This is a genomic window from Chitinophaga fulva, from assembly GCF_012927205.1.
Classification (GTDB): Bacteria; Bacteroidota; Bacteroidia; order Chitinophagales; family Chitinophagaceae; genus Chitinophaga; species Chitinophaga fulva.
Genome location: NZ_JABBGC010000003.1, coordinates 1,006,810 through 1,030,335, shown reverse-complemented (window position 1 = coordinate 1,030,335; position 23,526 = coordinate 1,006,810). Strand labels below are relative to the sequence as shown.

The window sequence follows — 23,526 nt, the reverse complement described above, 5'->3', positions numbered from 1 at the left end:
CAAGATCACATGAGAAAGATATACCTCCTGATAATTGTTTCCTGCCTGTTGGTATCATGTAACAAATATCTCGACATCAAGCCGGAAGACAAGTTTACGGAAGATAACCTCTATTCCACAGAGGCCGGGTTCACCAACGCCCTTAATGGTATCTATCTGGCCATGTCGGCCAACAGCCTGTATGGCGCGGACCTGACACTGACAACTGTGGAGGTGATGGCGCAACGGTTTAACGTGAGCGGCGACCACCGCTTCAGCAACTTTGCCGGCTACCTCTATAGCCAGTCCAATGTAAGCGATCGCTTTGATGCGATATGGACATCCGCTTACAAACAGGTACTTAATATCAATAAGGTGCTGGAAGCCATAGATAAACACAAAGGCATACTGTCCAAAGAAAAAGAAAGCCTGGTCCGTGGTGAGTGTATGGGGTTAAGGGCCATGATACATTTTGATATGTTACGTTTGTTCGGGCCCGTATACGCAATAGGTAAAAGTAAAACTTCCATCCCCTACAATAAGACCACCAGCGCGGCGCCTCAGCCGCTGCTGCCTGCCACCGGCATTATAGCAGCTGTTCTGGAGGACCTGTCAGCGGCACAGCAGTACCTTGCGGCTGATCCGGTGATTACCACAGGCGTGGAAGATTTTAAAAGTGACGGAAGGAACTGGTTCCGCAGAAGGAATACCCGGTTCAACTATTTTGCGGCCAAAGCCCTGCAGGCACGTGTGCTGCTGTACGCTGATGATAAACCCGCAGCACTGGCCGCCGCTCAGGACGTGATCGCCAATGCCGGCAAATGGTTCCCCTGGGTGAAACCGGCCGATATCAATGCCGAGTTGATCAATCCCGACCGCACCTGCTCTCCGGAAATACTTTTTGCCCTGTACAACCCAGACCTTTACAAAAACCAGCGTGATTACTTTGCACCCGCACTGCAGCCAGAGGCCATACTGGCCCCTGCGCCGGCCAAGCTCACAGCGGTGTTCGAAGGACTGGAAGGGGATTATCGCTATAAGTCTTCCTGGATACTGCCTTCTGTTGGTGGCAAAACCTACCGCACTTTCGTGAAATATGATGATGTACTGGATACCAAAAAACTCTTCCGTTTCCTGCAGCCTATGCTCAGGATCTCTGAAATGTATTACATCGCGGCAGAATGTACCGCTGACCGTGATCAGGCCCTGCAATACCTGAATACAGTACGCTTTGCGCGCGGACTGGTCAACCTCTCCGCCACGGCTAATATTACCACTGAACTGGGTAAAGAATACAAGAAAGAATTTTTCGGTGAAGGACAACTGTTCTTCTACTACAAAAGGGTGATGACACCCAAACTGGTTAATGGCGCAGCCACCGGCAGCGATGTAACGCCTAATTACGTAGTGCCGTTACCGTTATCAGAAACCAATCAGCGGACTAACTAAAAAGCATATCGTCAATGAAAGCAATTCACTGTATAATGGGGGCTGTCATGCTATATGCCCTCACAGCCTGCCAGAAGGAAGCATTGAAAACCTGGTCAGGTACCAATGATATTTATTTTGAAAACAGCGTAGTGCCGGACATCAGCAAGAAGCTGAAAGACAGCCTGAATGTACTCTTTATCTTCGCGCCGCCGGGCACTACAGATTCCGTCCTGAAAATAACGGTAAAGGCTATGGGCGCACCGGTTGACCATGACCGCGCTTTTTCAGTGAGCACTTCACAATCTACTGCCGTAGCGGGAAAACATTATGATGCGCTACCGGATTCTTTTGTCCTGCGTGCTAACAGAATAGTAGACACCATCCGCGTGCGGTTGCGCCGTACGCCGGATATGCTTACAGATACGGTGTCGCTCATCCTGCAACTCAAGCCCAATGATTATTTCACCACGAATATGACCAGGGTGTCTGTTGGTAATAACACCTACATCAGCAGTACCATATTTCGTATCCGCATGACGGACGTATTGTCGAAACCTAATTTCTGGTTTGCCGCGGTATTCGGGGATTTCAGCCGTAAGAAGTTCCTGCTGGTATGCCAGCTTACCGGCTACGATCCCTATAAACTGGCCAATGAAGTACCGATCGCGGATACCTACTATCTCGGCAAAGTGACCCAGCGCTATCTCGATGAGCAGGCCAAAGCAGGCAACGTGGTACTGGATGATAACGGCAGCGTCATGACGATGGGTACTGCCATTACCGGAGGATGACGGTTTTTATTTTATTAACCTTTTGCGATAACAATATGTATAAATATATTTTAGGTATCCTGTCTGTCATGGTACTGGCAGGATGTTACAAAGACAAAGGCAACTATACCTACCATGAGCTGAATGCCGTAACCATCAGTGGTATTGACAGTAGCTATTCCCTGTTACAGGGTACCCGTTTGCAGATCAAGCCGGTACTGGCTTTTACAAAAGATGCCAGCGGAGATACCAGCAAGTACAGCTACGAATGGCTGGCGATAGCGAAGGTGGGCAATACCCCTATTGGCGACCGTTACGATCTGGCTACCACCCGTAACCTGGACATTAACATTACCCTGCCGCCTTCCAAAGACTATGCGATGTATTACCGGGTAACGGACAAAGCTACCGGTGTTACTTTCAAATATGTTTTTAACCTGACGGTGTCTATTGTGATCTCCAGGGGGTTGCTCATCCTGAGCGATGTTAACGGTAAGGCAAGACTTGATATGCTGTCCGAGTATCCCACGAAGTATACGATGTACACCGATGTGCTGGGAATGCTGGGCTCTACGGTGCCGCATGACGGCGCTTCTGTGGACATGGCGGTAGTATCGACGGGATATTATATTTCCACCACCGCAGGTACCCATAAACTTAATACCAACACCTTCGGCTGGTTGCCTACCTATAATATTTCCTATGAGTTCCAGTCAAAAATGCCGGAGAACATGGTGGCTCAACGATTGTTGACCACTTTTGGCGGCACGCTCTGCTACGCTGACGGCAACCTGTATGTATACAATCAGGCGTATCAGGTGAGGTATAACCTCCCGGTCAATTATCTTGCGCAAAGCAAAGAATATTTTAAGGTATCCCGGCATATCGGTTTTAATAACCGGAATATGATCCCGATTATCCTGTATGATGAAACCAATCACCGGTTTATACGGTATTCGCCGCCTAATTCAGAATGTACCCTGATGCCGGATGGAACAATATTTAACTATCAGGACCCTACGAAGGACATGCTGTATATGACGTGGAACACTTATAACAACGGAATGTTGTTTGCCCTGTTGCAAGACCGGGCTACTAAGAAAGTGTATCTGGCCCGTGTCAACGTTTCGGCTGACGTGCTGCGGCAAAACAGTTACGATGAGATGATCGCCACCGATATTGAGAAAGCCACGCAGATGGCCGTAGATCCGGTGAACGGGTACATTTTCTACAGCGTGGGCGGCAAACTATATGAGTACGATCCCTCCCTGAAAAGCGCCAAACTGATGTTGGACAAGCCGGGAGCGGAAATTACCATGCTGAATAACGCTTCAGACGGGCTCGTGGTAGGTTTTTATCAGCTTTCCGGACCGGCTGAAACGAGCGGCTCCTGGGAGAAATACACCGTGCCTCCGGTTAATGCCCCGTTGCAATTGAAAGAATCTTATCAGGGTTTTGGGAGAATTGTGAGCTGGATTACGAAGAGCTCCTGATTTTTGGAGATACCCGGAAATAAAAGCGCGAAGAAGCCAGAGGGCTCTTCGCGCTTTTATTTTTTGCAGCGGGCAGGCGTGGGAAAACGCCATGCCTGCTAGAAATCATTTCGCCACATCATGCTTTCCACCGGTCTGATGGTGCGGCCGTTGTATTTGGCATTGCCTTTTTTGTTGTACATGGTTTCTACTTCGCCTTCCACCACAAAGTAGATCAGCTGGCCGATCGGCATGCCGGCATAAACCCTTACCGGCTGCGCGCAGGATATTTCCAGCGTCCAGGTGTTGCAGAAGCCTACGTCACCTTTGCCGGCGGTAGCGTGGATGTCGATGCCCAGGCGGCCGGTGCTGGATTTTCCTTCCAGGAAAGGCACGTGGGCGTGTGTTTCGGTGTACTCCTGCGTAACGCCGAGGTAGAGTGTCCCGGGCTGCAGCACGTAGCCTTCCTCGGGAATTTCGAAATGTTCTATTTCATTGTGTTTGCGGGCATCGAGGATACGGTCTTTATACGTAGCCAGGTATTTGCCCAAATGCACATCATAGGAATTGGTACCCAGATATTTCCGGTCATAAGGCGATATAATGATGGTGCCTTTTTCAATTTCTTCCAATATCCGTTTGTCTGACAGGATCATGTTAGGTGTTTTAGTAGTAGCAAGAAAGGTTCCGGCATTTTAAGGGAAGCGTTAAAAAGCTTTAACCTTTGCTGTTATTTCTGCTTTTTTGCTTTAATTTGGCAAGATATGCCATTAATACGTACCATACAAATTGATCCGGAAACCAGGTTGGGCGTGTGGAGCATAGAAGAACAGGAAAGTTTCTTCCGGGAACGGGTAAATATCAGTCCCGATATCCATCATCCACACAAGCGGTTACAGCATTTTGCCGGGAGGTACCTGCTGGTGACCCTTTTTCCGGAATTCCCGCTGGAGAAGATAAAAGTCAGCGACTCCCGTAAACCCCTGTTACTGTGCGATAGCTTTCATTTTTCCATTTCCCACTGTGGTGACCATGTGGCCGCCATCGTGAGCACCAAAGCGGCGGTAGGAATAGATATCGAAGAGGTAAAAGACAAAATAGAACGGGTGTCCCATAAATTCCTGTCCCCCAGTGAGCGGGACTTTATCGATCCCCGGCACTCCCTGCCGCATAAAACCATCTGCTGGAGCGCCAAAGAGGCCATGTTTAAATGGTACGGACTGGGCAGCGTTGATTTTAAGGAAAATCTCGTATTACAACCCTTTGTATATCAGTCAACGGGTTTTATTACCGCTAATTTTGTGAAGCCGGATTCAAATACCCGGTTATATTTGCAATATATAATGGAAAACGGTTTGTGCCTGGCATGGACCCATCCGGTGTGAGGAAAGGCATTTTACTAAACTGTTGCGTTATTTTGACTTATGAAAATATTCTTGCTCGGCTTTATGGGAGCCGGAAAATCCTATTGGGGAAAGCAACTGGCAGATCATTGGAATGTGCCTTACTACGACCTGGACGAGGTGATTGTGGAAGCGGAAGAAATGGCCATCAGCGACATTTTCGCGACCAAAGGGGAGGATTATTTCCGGGAAAAGGAAAGTATGCTGCTCCGTGAACTGTCACGCCAGGAAAATTTCCTTATCTCCTGCGGCGGCGGTACGCCCTGCTTTCAGGACAATATGGACTTCATGAATGACAAAGGTACTACCATCTGGATCAACCCCCCGCTGGAGACCATGGTGGAAAGACTGACACGCAAAAAACACAAACGGCCCCTGATACAGGACCTCGATGACCAGGACCTGGCGGACTTCGTAGAGAAAAAACTGGCCGAACGCAGGCCCTTCTACGAACAATCCAGGCATATCATTTCATCCGATAACATTACATTGGATACCTTTACGAAAAATATCGAACATGCATAAAGGCTTTTTAGTTTGGGCTGCTGCTCTGGGCGCGCTCGCAGTGATTTTAGGTGCTTTCGGCGCACATAAACTGAAAGAACTGGTGCCCCCGGAAACAGTATCTACTTTTCAGACAGGCGTTACTTACCAGTTCTATCATGTGTTTGCGCTGCTGGCAACCGGCATCCTCTTTGCTAATGCTCCGGGCAGCCACCTGGAATGGGCCGGCAGATGTTTTATCATCGGCATCTTCCTGTTCTCCGGTTCCCTCTACGCGTTGACCATGCTGAAAGCTACGGGCAGCGTAGGATTGAGAGGAATAGGCATCATCACCCCCATCGGAGGCCTGGTGTTCATCGCCGGATGGATATCTCTGCTGCTGGGGCTTCTGAAAATTAAAGCGTAAAAAGCAAATCGTATATGCATAAAGGATATTGGTTGCTGTGGATGTGTATCGCCTGGTGCTCTGTTGCCATGGCTCAACAAACAAAAGATATCAGTGGTAAATGGTACGGTATAACCAAATCCTACTACGGCGATAAACAACGCCTCACAGTGGTACTCGAAAAAGAAGGAGAGGGCTACAAAGGGGAACTGCAAAACCCCGATCATGCGGATGAAGCCATCTCCCTCGATCATATTATCTACCGCGAAGATACACTGTTGCTCCGGATAGACACTATCCAGTTCGCCTATACGGGCGTATGGAACGCTTCGGAAAAACAGTTTGAAGGTATCTTCTCCTGGGGCGGGGTCAAAGGCACGTTTAATATCTCCCGGAAAGAGATCAAACAAAGCGACGTCTACAAACGGCCACAGGAGCCTAAACCACCGTATCCTTATTATACGGATGAAGTGAAGTTTGACAATACGCATGCCCACATATCGCTGACGGGGACTTTCACCCGGCCGGCAGAATGGGGCCGTTACCCGGTGGTGATCCTGCTGAGCGGCTCCGGTCCGCAGGACCGTAACGATGAAAACGCCGGCCATAAAACCTTCCTGGTACTGGCCGATTTTCTCGCCCGCAACGGTATCGCCAGCCTCCGCTTCGATGACCGCGGTGTAGGCGGGTCCGGCGGCGTATATGCCAATTCCAATATATACGACTTCGCCAGCGATGCCAAAGCAGCGCTCGAATACCTGAAAACACGAAAAGACGTAGATCCGTACACGATAGGCCTGCTGGGCCACAGCGAAGGCGCTATTGTAGCACAAATCGCTGCGGCAAACAATAAGTCAGCGGCTTTTGTAGTTTCTTTGGCAGGACTGGGCGTCACCGGCCGCGAAATGGTGGACCAGAAAGTGGTCCTCGACGGACGGATGTCCGGCGCTTCTGACCAGGAAATAAAAGACCGCCTGCAACGGCTCAAACCCTACTGGGACGCGCTGTCCAGCGACACCAGCTATACACTGGCGGCCACCAGGGCTAAAACCGTGCTGCGCGATATCTACCGTAACTCGCCGGACGAAATCAAAAAACAATTGTCTGAAGAAGAGTTCACCAACGATATGCATTTCGACCGGGAACTGTCATCAATTTTGTTATATAAACCGCTCGACTATCTGAAGCAGATCAAGTGCCCGTTCATGGCTGTAAACGGCACCCGCGACCTACAGGTAGACGCCACCACGAACCTGAATGCCATCGAACGCGCCTTGCGCGAGAATGGGAATATGCTTGTCACCATACGAAAGTTCGACGGATTAAACCACCTGTTCCAACGTTGTAAAACCTGCACTGTAGAGGAATACGGCGAGCTGGAACAGACCATTGATCCACTGGTGCCGGAGTTCATCGCACACTGGATACTCCAGTTGCCGCCAAGGCCCAGGTAATCCCAACTTGAAGTTAAATTATGTCCAAGAATAAACTGAAAAACGAAAAACCGGAGAGCAAAAAACCGAAAGCCCCCACACCCAACCCTGATGTGCTGAAGAAAGACAAGGAGGCTGAGGTAAAAGTAAAGGAACTTGTAAAGGATGAACGTACCCACAAAGTAATGGGTGTGTTCTTCCTGCTACTCTCTGTCTATTGCTTTATTGCTTTCACCTCCTACCTGTTTACCTGGGAAGATGACCAGGATAAAGTGTTCCGTTACACTACCCGTGAACTGCTGATCGGCGATGTAAAAGTGGACAATCTGCTCGGCCGCCTCGGTGCCTACGTGTCACACAATTTTTTCTATAACGGAGTGGGCATCGCCGCTTACCTGTTCTGTTACTTCTTTTTTATCATTGGCGTCAATTTTATTGTGGGCCGGCGCGTATTCCGCGTTTGGCGCAATGTGAAGTATATGATCTTTGGCCTGCTGTTTATCAGTATGGCCATGGCTTTTGTCACCAACGGGGCCGATTTCCCATGGGGCGGCGCACTGGGCAATGCCCTCGACAAATGGACCTCCGGGTTCATCGGTAAAACAGGCACTGCGCTGCTGCTCCTCGTGGCAGGCTTCTCCTGGCTGATCTGGAAATTCAATTTCGATTTCAAATGGCCGGAGAAAAAAGTAAAGCCGCCCAAACCCGTACCGGTAGCCCCGGTAGCGCCAGTCACTCCTGCGGTGGCCTCCACGGCTGTTCCTACGCCGGTGGCAGCCACCCCTGCGCCAGAAACAGCTAAGGGCAACGCCCTCAAAGGCGATGGCGGCGTAGTGGTCATCCCGCCACATGAGGAAGATCCGGAGGAAGAAATTCCCATGACCCTGATCGAAAAAGATGATGAGGTGACCGTCATCCCCGCTGCCCACGCGGCTTACGTGCCGCCGGTAGCCCCACCGGTACCGCCTCCGGTGGCTGCACCAGCACCGGAAGAGGAAGAAGAGGAAGAGCTGGAGGAGGAAGAAGATCCCGGTCCGCTGCTGTATGTGGAAGACGTGGAAGAAGAACTGCCGCCACCACCGCCACCTAAGAAAAAAAATCAGCCGGAAGAAGTGGCCTTTGAAATCAAGGAGACTTTTAAAGATGAAGAAGATGAGGTGGAAGAACTGGCAACTGTGCGCCCCGTGGTACCTGTAGATCCATATGATCCGTCACTGGACCTGCGCGACTATCGCTACCCGGGCCTCGACCTGCTGGAAAACCACAACGCAGATAAAGTAGTGGTACAGGATACGGGTGAACTGGAGAAAAACAAAAACCAGATCATCGATACGCTCAAAAACTATGATATCTCTATCCAGAAAATCAGCGCTACAGTAGGACCTACAGTAACGCTCTATGAGATCGTGCCCGCCGCCGGCGTCCGTATCTCCCGTATCAAAAACCTGGAAGATGATATCGCCCTGAGCCTGTCGGCCCTTGGTATCCGTATCATTGCGCCCATCCCGGGCAAAGGCACCATCGGTATCGAAGTGCCCAATGTCAAGAAAAGCATCGTATCACTCAAAGCGCTGCTGGCATCGGAGAAATTCCAGAACAGCACCATGGACCTGCCTATCGCTATCGGTAAGAAGATCGACAACGAAAACTTCATCGCCGATCTGGCTAAAATGCCTCACCTGCTGATGGCGGGTGCTACCGGTCAGGGTAAATCCGTGGGCATCAACACCCTGCTGGTGTCGCTGCTGTACAAAAAACATCCTTCCCAGCTGAAGTTTGTACTGGTAGACCCGAAGAAGGTGGAGCTGTCGCTGTATAAGCTGATTGAAAAACACTTCCTGGCCAAACTGCCGGGCGAAGAGGATGCTATCATTACCGATACAAAAAAGGTGATCCACACGCTCAATGCGCTTTGTATAGAAATGGACCTGCGGTACGACCTGCTGAAAGAAGCCGGTACCCGTAACATCCGGGAGTACAACGGCAAGTTCACCCAACGCCGCCTCAATCCGCAGAAAGGGCACCGCTACCTGCCGTTTATCGTGCTGGTGGTGGATGAGTTCGCCGATCTGATCATGACGGCAGGCAAAGAAGTGGAGATGCCGATTGCCCGCCTGGCCCAGCTGGCCCGTGCGGTGGGTATTCACCTGATCATTGCTACGCAACGCCCGTCTGTAAACATTATCACTGGTACTATTAAAGCGAACTTCCCGGCCCGTGTGGCATTTAAGGTGTCTTCCAAGATAGACTCCCGTACCATCCTCGATATCGGCGGTGCGGAACAGCTGATCGGACAGGGTGACATGCTGGTGTCGTTCAACGGGGAACTGGTACGTTTGCAGTGCGCCTTTGTGGATACGCCGGAAGTAGAAAGCGTGGCAGAATTCATCGGTAATCAGAAAGGTTACCCGGATGCTTTCCTGCTGCCTGAATATGTGGATGATAAAGACACCGATGGCAAGGAGCTGAGCCTTGCAGACAGGGACCCGCTGTTTGAAGAAGCCGCCCAGGTGATCGTACAAACCCAGCAGGGATCCACATCTTTGCTGCAACGACGGATGAAACTGGGCTATAACCGCGCAGGTCGCCTGATGGACCAACTGGAGTCTGCCGGTATTGTAGGCCCCAATATGGGTTCCAAAGCCCGCGATGTGTTGGTGAAAACAGATTCGGAATTACAGGAAATTCTTAATGATTTGTTATAATATATTAAGATGACAGGGCATGTGTTACACATTTTGACAAAATAAACCGAATTTTGCCCTTCGACTAAATGACCAAACTTTCATACCGGCATGGCATTTGACATGGCTGGGTTAGAAAACAAAAAAAATCTACAATGAAGAAATTTGTATTGACAGGATTGTTATTAAGTGGTATCGTTTTCAGTGGTATGGCCCAATCCAAGGGTGCCAGCGATCCAAAAGCGAAAACGATCCTGGACGGTGTCAGCAGCAAATTTAAATCCCTCAAAACCGTGGTGGCCAACTTCGTATTGAAAGTGGAAGGCGCCAACAACAGCGTAAATGACTCCAAAAAAGGGACTGTGTACCTGAAGGGGGCTAAATATAAAGTAACCCTGCCGGGACAGGAAATCATCAGTGATAACAAAACTTCCTGGACATACGCTAAAGATGTGAACGAGGTGACCATCAATAATGTGGACCAGAGCAGCGGCGCGATGACACCTGCCAAGCTGTTTACCAATTTCTACGATAAAGACTATCTGTACCGGTTGGACGGTGAATCCAACGAAAAAGGAAAGGTGCTGCAGAACATCGAAATGACGCCGACAGACAAGTCTAAAAATATCTTCAAGGTGATCGTTTCCGTTGACAAAAAGAACCAGAGCATTGCTAAAATGAAAGTGTTCGAGAAAAACGGCAACCACTATACTTACGAGATCACCAGCTTTACACCTAACGCCAATGTAACAGATGCCATCTTTACATTTGATGCTAAAAAATATCCTGGCGTAGAAGTAGTGGACCTCCGATAAAATTGTGAATCGCGAATCAGAAATAGTGAATTTGGGCGAAGTTATAAGTGAATGATGGGGAGGCCCCTCTACGCTTATATCTCCGCCCAAATTTCGTAATTCGCAATTCCCAATTATTGTTATACCTTTGGCAAGTTTCAATTAAAATTAAACAATATGGCATACGACGTAATCGTAATTGGTAGCGGCCCTGGTGGATATGTGGCTGCTATCCGTGCTTCGCAGCTGGGATTTAAAACCGCGGTAGTGGAAAGGGAAAGCCTGGGTGGTATCTGTTTAAACTGGGGCTGTATTCCAACCAAAGCGTTATTAAAAACAGCGCAGGTATATGAATATACACAGCATTCCAAAGACTACGGTATCACTATCGGAGATGCGAAGGTTGATTTTGATGCTGTTATCAAGCGCAGTCGTGGCGTTGCTGATAAAATGAGCAGGGGCGTACAGTTCCTGATGAAGAAAAATAAGATCGATGTGATCATGGGTACCGGCAAGCTGAAAAGCAAAGGCCAGGTGGAAGTGACTGATAAAGATGGTAAAGCGACCGTATACGACGCTAAACACGTCATTCTGGCTACTGGCGCCCGCGCCCGCGAACTGCCCAACCTGCAGATCGACGGTAAAAACGTGATCGGTTACCGCCAGGCAATGGTATTGCCGCAACAACCTAAATCCATGATCGTGGTTGGTTCCGGCGCTATCGGCGTGGAGTTCGCTTACTTCTATGCTACCCTGGGCACTAAAGTGACCATCGTTGAGTTCATGCCACGTATCGTACCAGTGGAAGATGAAGACATCTCCAAAGAACTGGAAAAAATATACAAAAAGAAAGGTATCGAAATCATGACCAACGCTTCTGTGGAAGCGGTTGAAGCAGCTGGTAACGGTGTGAAAGCGAAAGTGAAAACACAAACCGGCGAAATCACCCTCGAAGCAGACGTGGTATTGAGCGCTGTAGGTATCGCTGCCAACATCGAAAACCTGGGCCTCGAAGCACTGGGCATTAAAACCGATAAAGGCCGCGTAACGGTAGACAAATACTATCAGACCAATGTTCCGGGCGTTTACGCGATCGGTGACATGGTTCCTGGTCAGGCACTGGCGCACGTTGCCTCTAAAGAAGGTATCATTTGCGTGGAAGCTATCGCTTACAACGAGAAAAAATACGCACACAAACCTGAAACTATCGACTACATGAACATTCCGGGATGTACTTACTGCGCACCGGAAATCGCTTCTGTAGGCTACACCGAAAAAGCTGCGAAAGAAGCAGGCTACGAAGTGAAAGTGGGTAAATTCCCATTCTCTGCTTCCGGTAAAGCTTCTGCTGCCGGTGCTACTGAAGGTTTCGTAAAAGTAATCTTCGACGCTAAATACGGCGAATGGCTGGGTACTCACATGATCGGCGCTAACGTGACCGAAATCATCGCTGAGACAGTAGTGGCCCGCAAACTGGAAACTACTTACCAGGAAGTGCTGGATTCTATCCACCCGCACCCAACCATGAGCGAGTCTGTAAAAGACGCGATCGAAGTAGCTTACGGCGAAGCAATTCACCTGTAATCAACTTACTCCATCATACACAAATGGCCTGCCTCCACGGCAGGCCATTTGCATTTAATGCCTTTTGTTCTCCTACTGCTTCACGATCTGTTTGGAATATATACGTTGGCTGCCCAGGAAAATACTACAGTTGTATACGCCCGGCGCCAGCCGGTCAACGGCAAGGTATTCCTGTATGTCGGTAATGGTCCGCTGTAAAACAATCCTGCCACTCATATCTGTTAACACCAACTGCCTTGTCCGGTAGTTCTTATCAAGGATGATCAGCTGACTGAGTACCGGATTGGGGAATATCAACACATCATGTTGCAACAGTATGCTCACGGAAGAGATATCGGAATAGATAATTTGCCCATCCTGCCTTTCGAGTACCGCGCGGTATTGTACCAGCCCTTCATACGGATTGTTATCCATGAAACCATAGTTCGTAAAACTGCCCACCGATTGGGTGCCCAGCCTTGTCCAACCTGTCGGCGAACGTCTTTCCCAGTATATATTTTTAAGTAGATAGGTAGATCCGAGAGAAAGCGATAACAACACCTGATTGTCCGTTGTTCTGTCGGCCAGCAATGCTTTGACATAACAACCTACGCCCTGCAGCGCGTAATTGCTGGCATAGCTGCGCATGCCTTCCCAGCCTGCGGGAGCTATGGGACTGATGGCGTAATACATCGAAGCAGTACTTTGTTTGGGAATGAACAGAAACGTATCGGTCAACTGTTTGTAGGGTGTCATGACGCCCTGCGACAAGGTATAAGCCTGGTAACCGCTGGCTCCCGGCAGCCGGTCCCAGTATATCATGGCGGTGTCTGAACAATTGAAACCGGTGAACAAGGTGACCAGCGGCGTGATATAGCAGGGTGGACTGATAAACGAAGTATCCGTTAGCGTTAGTTTTAAAAATACTTTGTTGAAGAGGTCGGGGACGTTCCAGTAGGCCATCTGCTGCTGTACCGGAACCTGGGTGGCGATGGTCGTCCAGGTGGCGCCGCTGTCGATACTGTAGGAGAGGTCACCGTTACCACTATACGTAGTTTCCCATTGCAGGGGAGTGGACTGGGAGGCCGGCAGTACGGCGCCGTTCACGGGGTTCTGCCATGCAAAAGAAGGTTCCCGGATAAAATCATACACGATATAAAACGGCTGATTGGCTGTGCGGAGGTTTTTGCTTTGTACCGTGATGTGCAGATTGCCTGCTGCCGGTTGGTCTATGCTGATCTGTTCGGTGTTATTCAGGCTGTCAATACCGCGGTGGGCGGCCTGTTTCAGCGAATCTACCGCCGGAAAGGGGTTGAGTACCCAGGGGAGCCATGTTTTCCCATCGGGGGTAACGGCCTGCATGTCCAGGTCGTTGACCAGTGCCTTGGGCGCTTTGAGGGCGGCGGCGGGGTCGTTCCAGCAGAGCGTGACTTTCACCCGCCGCAAGCCTGCCGGTACCGGAATATCAAATGAGGCGGTATTGCCCGGAATAAGGGTACCCTGACGGTAACGGCCGGCGCTGAGGGTAGTCAGTGCGCCGGCAGCATGCAGGCTGCCAAAACCATATGTATAGGCTGGCCGGCCGCTGGCCGGTAAAGCGGCACTGTTGATCAGCAGTGCACGAACCAGCGCAGAAGAAGGAGCCACCCCCCGCAGCTGACGATGGGCGTCCTGTATCAGGGCTACTACGCCGCTGGTAAGGGCTGCGGCGCCTGAGGTGCCGTCCTGCCCATAGGCCACTATTTCGGGCTTAATGCGCCCATCATAGGCTGGTCCTCTGGATGCTAGCGTGGCCACCTCGAAATTGGCTTCTGTGCCGCCTACCACCATCACGTTTTTCGCCTGTTTAAAATTGCCGGTCAGGTTAGCGTAGGTGCCCACGCCCTGGTAACGCCCTCCGGAGGGGATGGTGGTACCACTGTTACCGGCGGAGAAAACATGCAGCAGCGTATCGGCTGCCCAGGTCTGTTGATCATAAGCCACTGCTTCGGCGTCGTATTCATATTCAATGGGAATGCCGTAGGAATGGTTTTGTACGGTGATACCATAATCCCGGTAGTAGGCATCGGCATCCGGGAAAAGCACGATGGAGCTGCTGGAAGTCAGTTTCGCGCCAGGCGCTACGCCCAGGCCATTGGCGCCACTGTTGCCCGCGCCGGCCAGCAGCGTGGCCATAATGGTGGCATGTGCGCTGTTGGTCTTCGATTGAAGGGTAGAACGCAGGTATCTCCCTGAAAGATCAATATCAGTAGTGTCAAACAAATCTTCTTTAACGGAAACGGTTATACTTTTTCCCCGTATCATCGGAAACTGTTGCTGGGCCACATTGATACGGTTTACATACGGATTGATGGTATTGATGATCACCTCGGGTGAAGCATGCCTTACCTGGTTGGCCCCCGTAACGCTGGACATGGCAATCAGGGAGGGCCAGTCGCGCTGCCGCAACTTTACCACCGCCGCATGATAACGGTCAATCATATAGACGGTTTGCGTGCGTGCCGCACTGAACTGCTCACCGCTGTATGATACCTGTACCTCGATGCTGTCAATCGGTTGCAATGATTCCAGCTGTGCCAGCAAAGCATCAGTGGCTTTGTAATTAGGGCTGGCGGTATAACTGTACTGTACTTTTTTTCGCAACGTACTGTCTGCTGGTAGTTGCTGTAAGATGTAATGGCGGCTGGTCAATGCTTTGATAACGCCGCACCGGGCCAGTGTTCTATCATCCGGGATGGTGATGAATTTAACAAACAAGGGCTCCTTCGTTGGGAATGCTGTCAATGTATCGGCAGCATATCTTTTGATCATCACAACTTCCCGTGTACGCTGCTGCGCCATGGCAGAAGGGTGAAGGGATAACAGCAAAATGAGTGCTGATAGTACTTTGACGGTTTTCTTTTTCATGCTAACGGGCGATAGATCCTGGTGTTGGACGATGTTACTTAAAACTACTGCAATAAATCGTTCAACGCAATTTTTTATGTGTACACGTAAAATATTTTTTTTAAGTTAAACGAAAGTTGTAATATTGAGAACACGATAACTTGTATTGAAAACGAGCAACGAAATCTGATTAAACCATACGAGAGAACCGATAACCAAAGGTTAACTGAAGAGCAAGTCTGAATCCCCGGAAACACCGGTACCACTAAGTCATAGCCAATCATTGAAAATGCATGCCGATGTCAGAAGAAAGACGTCACCGCTGTAATATGTCTGCTAAAGAAGAGCACTGAAAGCCCGCTTTTTTCGGATGTGTAACGCCATGCAATTTGTTGTTTGTCGGTAGCACTGCCCACTCCGCCAGTAGCATTGCCCCCTGCAGATAAGCACTGTTGTTTTTTGTCGTAAAATCATTTGTACACCGGCTGTATCAAATCAGCCGGAAGGGAAATATTTTTTCTTTTTTAAACCAAAATCCGAACTGATGAAAAAACAAATGCTCGCCGTAATTGCCTGTCTGGCCGCAGGTGTAATGATTTCTTCGTGTAACAAAAACGACAAACAACAGGAATCACAACCCAACCCTGTATCTGATGAAGTCCTGGCGCAAATCAAAGCCAATGGCTTCAGTACCGACAATGTACAAAAAACAGAAGATGGCTATCTCGTGGAAGGGGATATCCTGTTGACTTCCGAACAGCTGAAGGAAAAAGTTGGCACTCCTACTTTACGTATTGCCAACGATGAACAGTATCGTACCAATAACCTCGTTTCTGCGTTGCCCCGCGTTATTACAATTAAAGTTACTAATCTCGGCACCGCTTTTATCGCAGGTACTGATACGGCTATAGCCCGTTACAACAGACTGGGATTGCGTATTACCTTCCAGCGCATTACCACCGGAACGCCTACCATTACCATTAAAGGCTTCAATCAGGGCCCCAGCGGTGGTTATATCACCCTCGGTTCTTCCGGTTTCCCCACCAGCTCTGGTAATCCTTATGGCACCATTAAGATGAACACCAACCAGTATGCTTATGGTTCTAACCCCAACGTTCTTTATGTAGGATCTGTGATCCAGCATGAAATTGGTCACTGTATCGGTATGCGCCATACAGACTATATGAACCGTGCATACAGCTGTGGTGGTTCTGCTGTAAACGAAGGTGATGGCGGCGTTGGTGCTGTATATATCCCAGGTACCCCTACCGGTCCGGATGCAAACTCCTGGATGCTGTCCTGCTCCAATGGTGGCAACCGTACCTTTAATGCTAATGATATCATTGCTTTAAATTACCTCTACCACTAATGACAACCAGGCATTGAAACTGCATGCCGTTGTCTGAAACAGAGATGGCTGTGCTGTAATATGTCTGCTAAAGAAGAGCACTGAAAACCCGTTTTTTCCGGATGTGTAACACCATGAGATTTGTTGTTTGTCAGTAGCATTACCCACTTCCGACGGTAGTATTGCGCTGCAGATAAGTACTCCTTTTTTGTGGTGAAACCATTTATATACCGACTGCATTCAGGCAGTCGGAAGGGAACCCTTTTTTTCTTTTCTAAACCAAAACCCGAACTGATGAAAAAACAAATGTTTGCCGTAATTGCCTGTCTGGCCGCAGGTGTAATGATTTCTTCGTGTAACAAAAATGACAAACAACAGGCGTCACAACCCAACCCTGTTTCCAGTGATGTACTGGCGCAAATCAAAGCCAGTGGCTTCAGCACTGACAACGTACAAAAAACAGATGACGGTTATCTCGTGGAAGGAGATATCCTGTTGACTGAACAACAACTGCGGGAGAAAGTCGGTACTCCTACTTTGCGCATTGCCAATGATGAACAATATCGTACCAACAACCTGGTGTCTGCATTACCCCGTGTTATTACTGTAAAAGTAACCGGTTTGGGTGCTGCATTTGTCGCTGGTACTGATACGGCTATTGCCCGCTATAACAGGCTGGGTCTGCGTATCACCTTCCGGCGCATTACCAGCGGTACGCCCAATATCACCTTGCAGGGCTTCAACCAGGGCCCCAGCGGTGGTTACATTACCCTCGGCTCTTCCGGTTTCCCAAGTGGCGGTAATCCTTACCCTACCGTTAAAATGAACACCAACCAGTACGCCTATGGTTCCAACCCCAACGTTCTTTATGTAGGATCTGTGATCCAGCATGAAATTGGTCACTGTATCGGTATGCGTCACACGGACTATATGAACCGTGCATATAGCTGCGGTGGTTCTGCTATAAACGAAGGTGATGGTGGCGTTGGCGCAGTCCAAATCCCCGGCACTCCTTCCGGTCCGGATGCAAACTCCTGGATGCTGGCCTGCTCCAATGGTGGTAACCGTACATTTAATGCCAATGATATCATTGCTTTAAATTACCTCTACCACTAGTCATCTGATTATTTTAATATTTAGTTATTGGATGGCCGCAACGCTCAGTTGTATAGCCATCCAATAACTAAATATCCAGCGAGAGCTTTACTACATGCACACCGTTGTCATCCCGTATCTGTAACTGATGCCGGTGAGGATACAGTTGTTGCAGCCGCTCCCGCGCATGACGTATGTCCACTGCTCCCGGCCCTTCATCCATTGTTACCGGAAAGTGCCTGTTACTGCAATAAAAACGGATACATTTATCGGTAGCCTGCAAATGCACTACAATGTCGGAAGCTTCCTGATTGCTGACACCACGCTCGAAGGCATTTTCCAGGAACGGTAGTAACAACATGGGGGCTATACATTTAATGCCCGGGTTGCCGGACACTGAAAACCTCACCTTCGTTCGCGAGGTAAGCCTTAACTGCTGCAGGTCAATATAATCGTGGATACATTCTATTTCCCGTTGTAATAAAACATAATCATGGCCGGTATCAGTAGTGGCATACCGCATCATGTTGGATAATTTGAGAATACTGGCGGCGGTATACTCATGTTGAGACATAGCCAGCGAATAGATGTTGTTGAGCGTATTAAAAAGAAAGTGCGGTTGCAACTGTGATTTCAGGAAAGATAATTCCGCAGCCGCTTTGAGGGCCTTGCTATGCAGCGCCTGCTCTGATAACCGCCACCGGTGACAAGTGACTTCAATCGCCACACTTAATACCACCGACAGTACCACGGCCAGCACATGATTGTACCAGTATTGCCCCCGAACAAAAAGCAACGGAAGGCTCATACATATCGCCCAACCGGTGATATGCAGCATTATGACCATTAATTTTGACCGGAACATGCTCAACAGATATTCGGAATTGGCTCCAATATGCGCCAATTCCCCTGTTTGGCGCACCGCATCTCTGTCAATACCGCCTTTATGTCGATGAATCCGCAGAAACGCAGGTTTATCCTTCCGTGCCTCCCCGAATTGTAGTAAATTGCCGGTTCTATAAAAAGAATATCAGATATGTTGCAACGAATCGTGAAGCCGCTGATGATAGCAGTACTCCTGCTGTTTGCTCAGCTGACTTATGCCACGGAGGGGATGTGGTTACCTCAACTGCTGTCCGGCCTCAATGAGAAAGAGATGAAAGGGATGGGGATGAAAATCACTGCGTCGGATATTTATAATATCAACAAGGGAAGCCTGAAAGATGCCATCGTTAGCTTCGGCGGCTTCTGTACGGCGGAGGTCATCTCTTCCCAGGGACTGATCCTCACCAACCACCACTGCGGTTATGAGTCCATCCAAAAACACTCCTCTCTGCAAAACAACTTTCTGGAAAAAGGCTTCTGGGCTAAAACGGCAACAGAAGAACTGCCCAACCCAGGCCTCTTCGTTACTTTCATCGTCCGTATCGATGATGTGACCAAAGCCGCCCTGCAGGACGTTAAACCAGGAATGAGCGAGCGCGAGCGTCAGTCGGCCATCGATAAACGCCTGCACGAAATCCGCCAGAATGCCCGTAGGGAATCCTGGCAGGAAACCATGATCAAACCTTTTTATGAAGGCAACCAGTACTTCCTGTTTGTAACGGAAACGTTCAACGATGTACGCCTCGTTGGTACACCGCCCTCTGCTATCGGCAAATTTGGCTCTGACACGGATAACTGGGTATGGCCCCGTCATACCGGTGATTTCTCCATGTTCCGCATCTATGCCGGCAAAGACGGTCGTCCTGCGCCTTATTCACTGGATAACGTGCCCCTGTCACCCAAATATTTTCTGCCGGTATCACTGAAAGGCGTGAAACAAAACGACTTTACCATGGTACTCGGTTTCCCCGGCCGTACCAACGAATACCTGCCCTCTGAAGCGGTAAAACTCACCGTGGAAGCACTGGGCCCTGCCAAGGTAGGCATGCGCGACGCTGCCCTCGAAGTGCTCGACGGCTATATGCGCAAAGATGAACAGATCAAAATCCAGTACGCTGCCAAATATGCCAATACCGCCAACGCCTGGAAAAAATGGAAAGGCGAAATGCTGGGTGTCAAACAAACACACGGCATCGATAAAAAAGAACAGTATGAGGCTACTTACCGCGAACTGCTGAATACGGCCAACCCGGAACTGAAAGTACAGTACAGCGGAGTATTGGATTCACTGAATGAGATGTACCGCCGCATACGCCCTTACGCCCAAACCCGCGACTACTACAGCGAACTGGTGAGAAACGTGGAGCTGTTCACCGCAGGCGACCGCCTGATCAGCTTCCTCGGGGAAGTGCGCGACAAAGGAGAGGGACAGTATGAAACGCTGCGCCAGCAATTCCTGGAGTCGATGCAGCCGTTCTATAAAAACTACAATGCACAGGTAGACCACGATGTGAGCGTGAGACTGCTGGAGATATACGCGAAAGGTGTACCGAAACAATATGCCGGAGCTGAATATGCACAGATCTGCGCAGAGAGCAACAACGACAGCCGCACGCTTGCTGATAAGGTATATGCCGCCTCAGCACTTACGTCGCCGGAGAAACTCAAGGCATTTGTACAACAGCCTTATAACGCTGTAGTAGCCCAGATGTGGAAAGACCCGGGTACCCGTCTCATCATGGCTATGCGCAAAGGTTTTGTGGACAATGTCAGCAAACCGGTCAACGATCTGCAAAACAACATCAATAACCTCCAGCGCACTTACATGCAGGCACAGATGGATGTAATGGCAGGTAAAAAACGCTTTTATCCTGATGCCAACAGTACGCTGCGCGTTACTTACGGTAAAGTGGACGGATACAATCCCCGCGATGCCGTTCATTACGACTTCTATACCTACCTCGACGGGGTAATGGAAAAATATGTGCCCGGTGATTATGAATTTGATGTGCCGGCAAAACTGATTGAACTGTATAAGAACAAAGACTATGGCCGTTATGGTGTGAATGGTAAAATGCCGGTATGTTTTATTGCCAGCAACCATACTACCGGTGGCAATTCCGGAAGCCCTGCACTGGACGCCAATGGTCACCTGATTGGACTCAACTTCGACCGTACCTGGGAAGGCACCATGAGCGATATCAACTATGATCCGTCTATCTGCCGCAATATCATGGTGGATATCCGGTACGTGTTGTTTATCGTTGATAAATATGCAGGTTGTACCCGCCTGGTAGATGAAATGAAACTGGTGAAGTAATCACCTTTTACCCATAAAAAAATCCCGCATTGTGACTAACAATGCGGGATTTTTTTATCTGACAGGTCTATAACTTACATTCATATACGATGGAGCTGCATTGGTCCACAGTTTTCAGTCCTTTGCGATAAGAGCGGAAGCCATGGAAGAAACCTGCGAACAGGCGGCTTTTACCGGTTTTATATTTCTCGCTCAACAGGCTCACATAAAAACCATCGAATACCATCGGGTGTTTTTTGATCAGTTTGATCTGATGCTGCTGCAGCAACTGTTCCATGGAAGCAGGAGAGAAGTGGTAGAGGTGACGGGGCACATCATAGGCGGCCCAGTATTTTCCATAGTGGTCTGCGTCGGAAGAGGTATAATTAGGCACCGCTATCAGTAGGGCGCCTCCTGGCTTCAGCAGGTGGCGGATACGGTCCAGATAGGCATGCAGCTCATGCACATGCTCCAGCACATGCCACATGGTGATGGCATCATACTGTTGCGCAGGCAATTTAAAAAGCTGGTCTATGGGAAGCGGATCTATGTTGTACAGTGTTTTGGCATTGTGCCGGGCATTTTCATCCGGTTCCAGACCGGTAACGGTCCATCCGCCAACTTGCATGTAGTGCAGGAAAGCGCCGGTGCCACAGCCAATATCCAGCAGGTTGCCCTGCTTCATACCGGCGGCAGAACGTACCCAATTCTGTTTGGAACGCAGCGTGATTTTGCGTACGCTGTGGTATAAACGGTTGATCAGCCCCTGTTTGGTTTCAGAGTGCGAAATATACTCCTGTGATTGATAATATCGGCCGATATGCTGGCTGTCGGGCACATTTTGGGTAAAACGGCCACCACAACCTCCACAATGGAATATGGAAAATGTTTCTTTGGATACAGTGTAGTCTTTAGCGGTAAGTGCTTCGTGGATTTGAGATGACCCACAAAGCGGACAGCTATGATGATAAATCAAGTTCAAATTTTTTAGGCCCCAAAAATAAATATCTAATTCGTAATTTCTTTAAGCTTTATATTCTCCCCATACCTGACGGAGTGCATCGGCTATCTCTCCCAGGGTACAATAACTCTCTACAGCAGTTACTACCAGCGGCATCAGGTTTTCGGTGGTTTGCGCGGCTTCACGGATACGTTGCAGGCATTGAGCGGCAACTTCATTGTCACGACGGGCACGCAGCGCCTGCAGGCGGTCTGACTGCATCTGGCGGATACTGTCATCAATGCGGAATACTTCCGGTGGTTGATTGTCGGCTGCCACAAATTTGTTGACGCCCACAATAACTTTTTCATTGTTTTCCACCTGTTGTTGATATTGATAAGCGCTTCGCGCGATTTCATCCTGTACGAAACCCTGTTCAATAGCGCTGACAGCGCCGCCCATGGCGTCTATTTTATGGATAAGGTCCCAGGCTTTGTTTTCTACTTCGTTGGTCAGGGCTTCCACATAATAAGAGCCTGCCAGCGGATCTACCGTGTCTGCCACGCCGCTTTCATAACCAATGATCTGCTGTGTGCGCAGCGCGATACGGGCCGCTTCTTCCGTAGGGAGGGAGAGGGCTTCGTCGTAGCCATTGGTATGAAGTGACTGTGTGCCGCCCATCGTAGCAGCGAGTGTTTGCACAGCTACCCGCACAATGTTGTTGTGCGGCTGTTGGGCGGTGAGGGTACTGCCGCCTGTCTGTGTATGGAAACGCAGCATCTGTGCTTTGGGATCGGTAGCGCCCAGCTCTTTAGTGATGGCGGCCCACATCCTGCGCGCAGCGCGGAATTTGGCTACTTCTTCAAAGAGATGGTTATGTGCATTAAAAAAGAAGGAAAGTCTTTTGGCAAATACGTTGATGTCGAGCCCTTTTTCCAGCGCGGCCTTCAGATAGGCTTTACCGTTAGAAAGGGTAAACGCCAGCTCCTGTACGGCATTGGCGCCGGCCTCCCGGATATGGTAACCGGAAATGGAGATGGTGTTCCACTTGGGCACTTCCCGGCTGCAATAGTCGAATATATCGGTGATGAGGCGCATGGAAGGCTTAGGCGGATAAATGAATGTACCGCGTGCGGCATATTCCTTCAGGATATCATTCTGGATGGTGCCGGAAATCTTTTTCAGATCGGCGCCCTGTTTTTTAGCGAGGGCAATGTACAGCGCCAACAGGATGAACCCGGTGGCGTTGATGGTCATGGAGGTGGAGATTTGTTCCAGTGAAATACCTTTGAAAAGAATCTCCATATCATCGAGTGAGTCAATGGCTACGCCTACTTTACCCACTTCACCCTCAGACATGGCATGGTCTGAGTCGTACCCGATCTGGGTGGGAAGGTCAAATGCTACGCTGAGGCCCATTACGCCCTGGCTCAACAGGTAATGGTATCTTTTGTTGGATTCTTCCGCAGTGCTGAAACCGGCATACTGCCGCATGGTCCACAGTTTGTCGCGGTACATAGTGGCATGGATACCGCGTGTGAACGGGAAAACGCCAGGCTGTTCGTTCATCGGTACCGGCTGGGTGTACAGCGGGTCAATGGTAATACCGGAGTCGGTTTGAATGATCTTTTCCATGGTTGTTGTAACTAGCGTTG

Annotated in this window: 18 protein-coding genes; 13 read left to right on the top strand and 5 right to left on the bottom strand. The window is 49.5% G+C overall.

All coding sequences use genetic code 11. The features are described 5' to 3' along the window. Positions 1-9 precede the first annotated feature (9 nt). The 3 genes from HHL17_RS27515 to HHL17_RS27505 are packed head-to-tail and all read left to right on the top strand — an operon-like array spanning position 10 to position 3,673. On the top strand, positions 10-1,428 hold the full coding sequence (locus HHL17_RS27515; protein ID WP_169228040.1) for a RagB/SusD family nutrient uptake outer membrane protein: 1,419 nt from the start codon (positions 10-12) through the stop codon (positions 1,426-1,428). A gap of 14 nt (positions 1,429-1,442) precedes the next feature. Further along, positions 1,443-2,201, top strand: coding sequence for a DUF4843 domain-containing protein (locus HHL17_RS27510; protein ID WP_169228039.1), 759 nt, complete (start codon positions 1,443-1,445; stop codon positions 2,199-2,201). A gap of 35 nt (positions 2,202-2,236) precedes the next feature. Continuing rightward, positions 2,237-3,673 carry a PKD-like family lipoprotein gene (locus tag HHL17_RS27505; RefSeq protein WP_169228038.1) on the top strand — a complete coding sequence of 479 codons (1,437 nt, stop codon included), beginning with the start codon at positions 2,237-2,239 and terminating at the stop codon, positions 3,671-3,673. 98 nt (positions 3,674-3,771) lie between these two features. On the opposite strand, the gene dcd is transcribed toward HHL17_RS27505, so the two are convergent. Continuing rightward, positions 3,772-4,308 (bottom strand): dCTP deaminase, encoded by a 537-nt coding sequence (gene dcd, locus HHL17_RS27500; RefSeq protein WP_169228037.1) that lies wholly within the window; start codon positions 4,306-4,308, stop codon positions 3,772-3,774. 108 nt (positions 4,309-4,416) lie between these two features. Between dcd and HHL17_RS27495 the strand changes: the two genes are divergently transcribed. From HHL17_RS27495 to lpdA, 7 genes are all read left to right on the top strand, one after another. Continuing rightward, the gene (locus HHL17_RS27495) at positions 4,417-5,037 is read left to right on the top strand and encodes a 4'-phosphopantetheinyl transferase family protein (protein ID WP_169228036.1); all 621 of its coding nucleotides are present in this window, start codon (positions 4,417-4,419) and stop codon (positions 5,035-5,037) included. Positions 5,038-5,076: 39 nt separating this feature from the next. Then, positions 5,077-5,580, top strand: coding sequence for a shikimate kinase (locus tag HHL17_RS27490; protein WP_169228035.1), 504 nt, complete (start codon positions 5,077-5,079; stop codon positions 5,578-5,580). After that, positions 5,573-5,965: a DUF423 domain-containing protein gene (locus HHL17_RS27485; protein ID WP_169228034.1), complete on the top strand. Its 393-nt coding sequence runs from the start codon at positions 5,573-5,575 to the stop codon at positions 5,963-5,965. Before HHL17_RS27490 ends, HHL17_RS27485 begins: the two co-directional genes overlap by 8 nt. 14 nt (positions 5,966-5,979) lie before the next feature. After that, positions 5,980-7,398 (top strand): alpha/beta hydrolase family protein, encoded by a 1,419-nt coding sequence (locus tag HHL17_RS27480; RefSeq protein ID WP_169228033.1) that lies wholly within the window; start codon positions 5,980-5,982, stop codon positions 7,396-7,398. A 20-nt stretch (positions 7,399-7,418) separates the two neighbouring features. After that, positions 7,419-10,082 (top strand): FtsK/SpoIIIE family DNA translocase, encoded by a 2,664-nt coding sequence (locus tag HHL17_RS27475; protein ID WP_169228032.1) that lies wholly within the window; start codon positions 7,419-7,421, stop codon positions 10,080-10,082. Between the two features lie 134 nt (positions 10,083-10,216). Next, positions 10,217-10,876, top strand: a complete 660-nt coding sequence (locus tag HHL17_RS27470; protein ID WP_169228031.1) for a LolA family protein — start codon at positions 10,217-10,219, stop codon at positions 10,874-10,876. A gap of 156 nt (positions 10,877-11,032) precedes the next feature. Beyond that, positions 11,033-12,439, top strand: a complete 1,407-nt coding sequence (lpdA, locus tag HHL17_RS27465) for a dihydrolipoyl dehydrogenase (RefSeq protein WP_169228030.1) — start codon at positions 11,033-11,035, stop codon at positions 12,437-12,439. Positions 12,440-12,511: 72 nt separating this feature from the next. Here lpdA and HHL17_RS27460 read toward each other — a convergent pair whose 3' ends face one another. Then, a complete protein-coding gene (locus tag HHL17_RS27460) occupies positions 12,512-15,325 on the bottom strand; it encodes a S8 family serine peptidase (RefSeq protein ID WP_169228029.1) in 2,814 nt (937 codons plus the stop codon). A 523-nt stretch (positions 15,326-15,848) separates the two neighbouring features. Between HHL17_RS27460 and HHL17_RS27455 the strand changes: the two genes are divergently transcribed. After that, entirely contained in the window at positions 15,849-16,673 is an 825-nt protein-coding gene (locus tag HHL17_RS27455) for a M57 family metalloprotease (RefSeq protein WP_169228028.1), read from the top strand. A gap of 273 nt (positions 16,674-16,946) precedes the next feature. Next, on the top strand, positions 16,947-17,768 hold the full coding sequence (locus HHL17_RS27450) for a M57 family metalloprotease (protein ID WP_169228027.1): 822 nt from the start codon (positions 16,947-16,949) through the stop codon (positions 17,766-17,768). A gap of 67 nt (positions 17,769-17,835) precedes the next feature. Here the strand turns inward: HHL17_RS27450 and HHL17_RS27445 are convergent, their stop codons facing one another. Beyond that, a complete protein-coding gene (locus HHL17_RS27445) occupies positions 17,836-18,585 on the bottom strand; it encodes a sensor histidine kinase (protein ID WP_169228026.1) in 750 nt (249 codons plus the stop codon). A 198-nt stretch (positions 18,586-18,783) separates the two neighbouring features. On the opposite strand from HHL17_RS27445, the gene HHL17_RS27440 reads away from it, so the two are divergent. Continuing rightward, positions 18,784-20,952, top strand: coding sequence for a S46 family peptidase (locus HHL17_RS27440; protein WP_240975977.1), 2,169 nt, complete (start codon positions 18,784-18,786; stop codon positions 20,950-20,952). A gap of 67 nt (positions 20,953-21,019) precedes the next feature. Here HHL17_RS27440 and HHL17_RS27435 read toward each other — a convergent pair whose 3' ends face one another. Then, positions 21,020-21,913 carry a class I SAM-dependent methyltransferase gene (locus HHL17_RS27435; RefSeq protein WP_169228025.1) on the bottom strand — a complete coding sequence of 298 codons (894 nt, stop codon included), beginning with the start codon at positions 21,911-21,913 and terminating at the stop codon, positions 21,020-21,022. Between the two features lie 42 nt (positions 21,914-21,955). After that, complete coding sequence (locus HHL17_RS27430; RefSeq protein ID WP_169228024.1) at positions 21,956-23,506, bottom strand: acyl-CoA mutase large subunit family protein; 1,551 nt, start codon at positions 23,504-23,506, stop codon at positions 21,956-21,958. Positions 23,507-23,526: the final 20 nt, after the last annotated feature.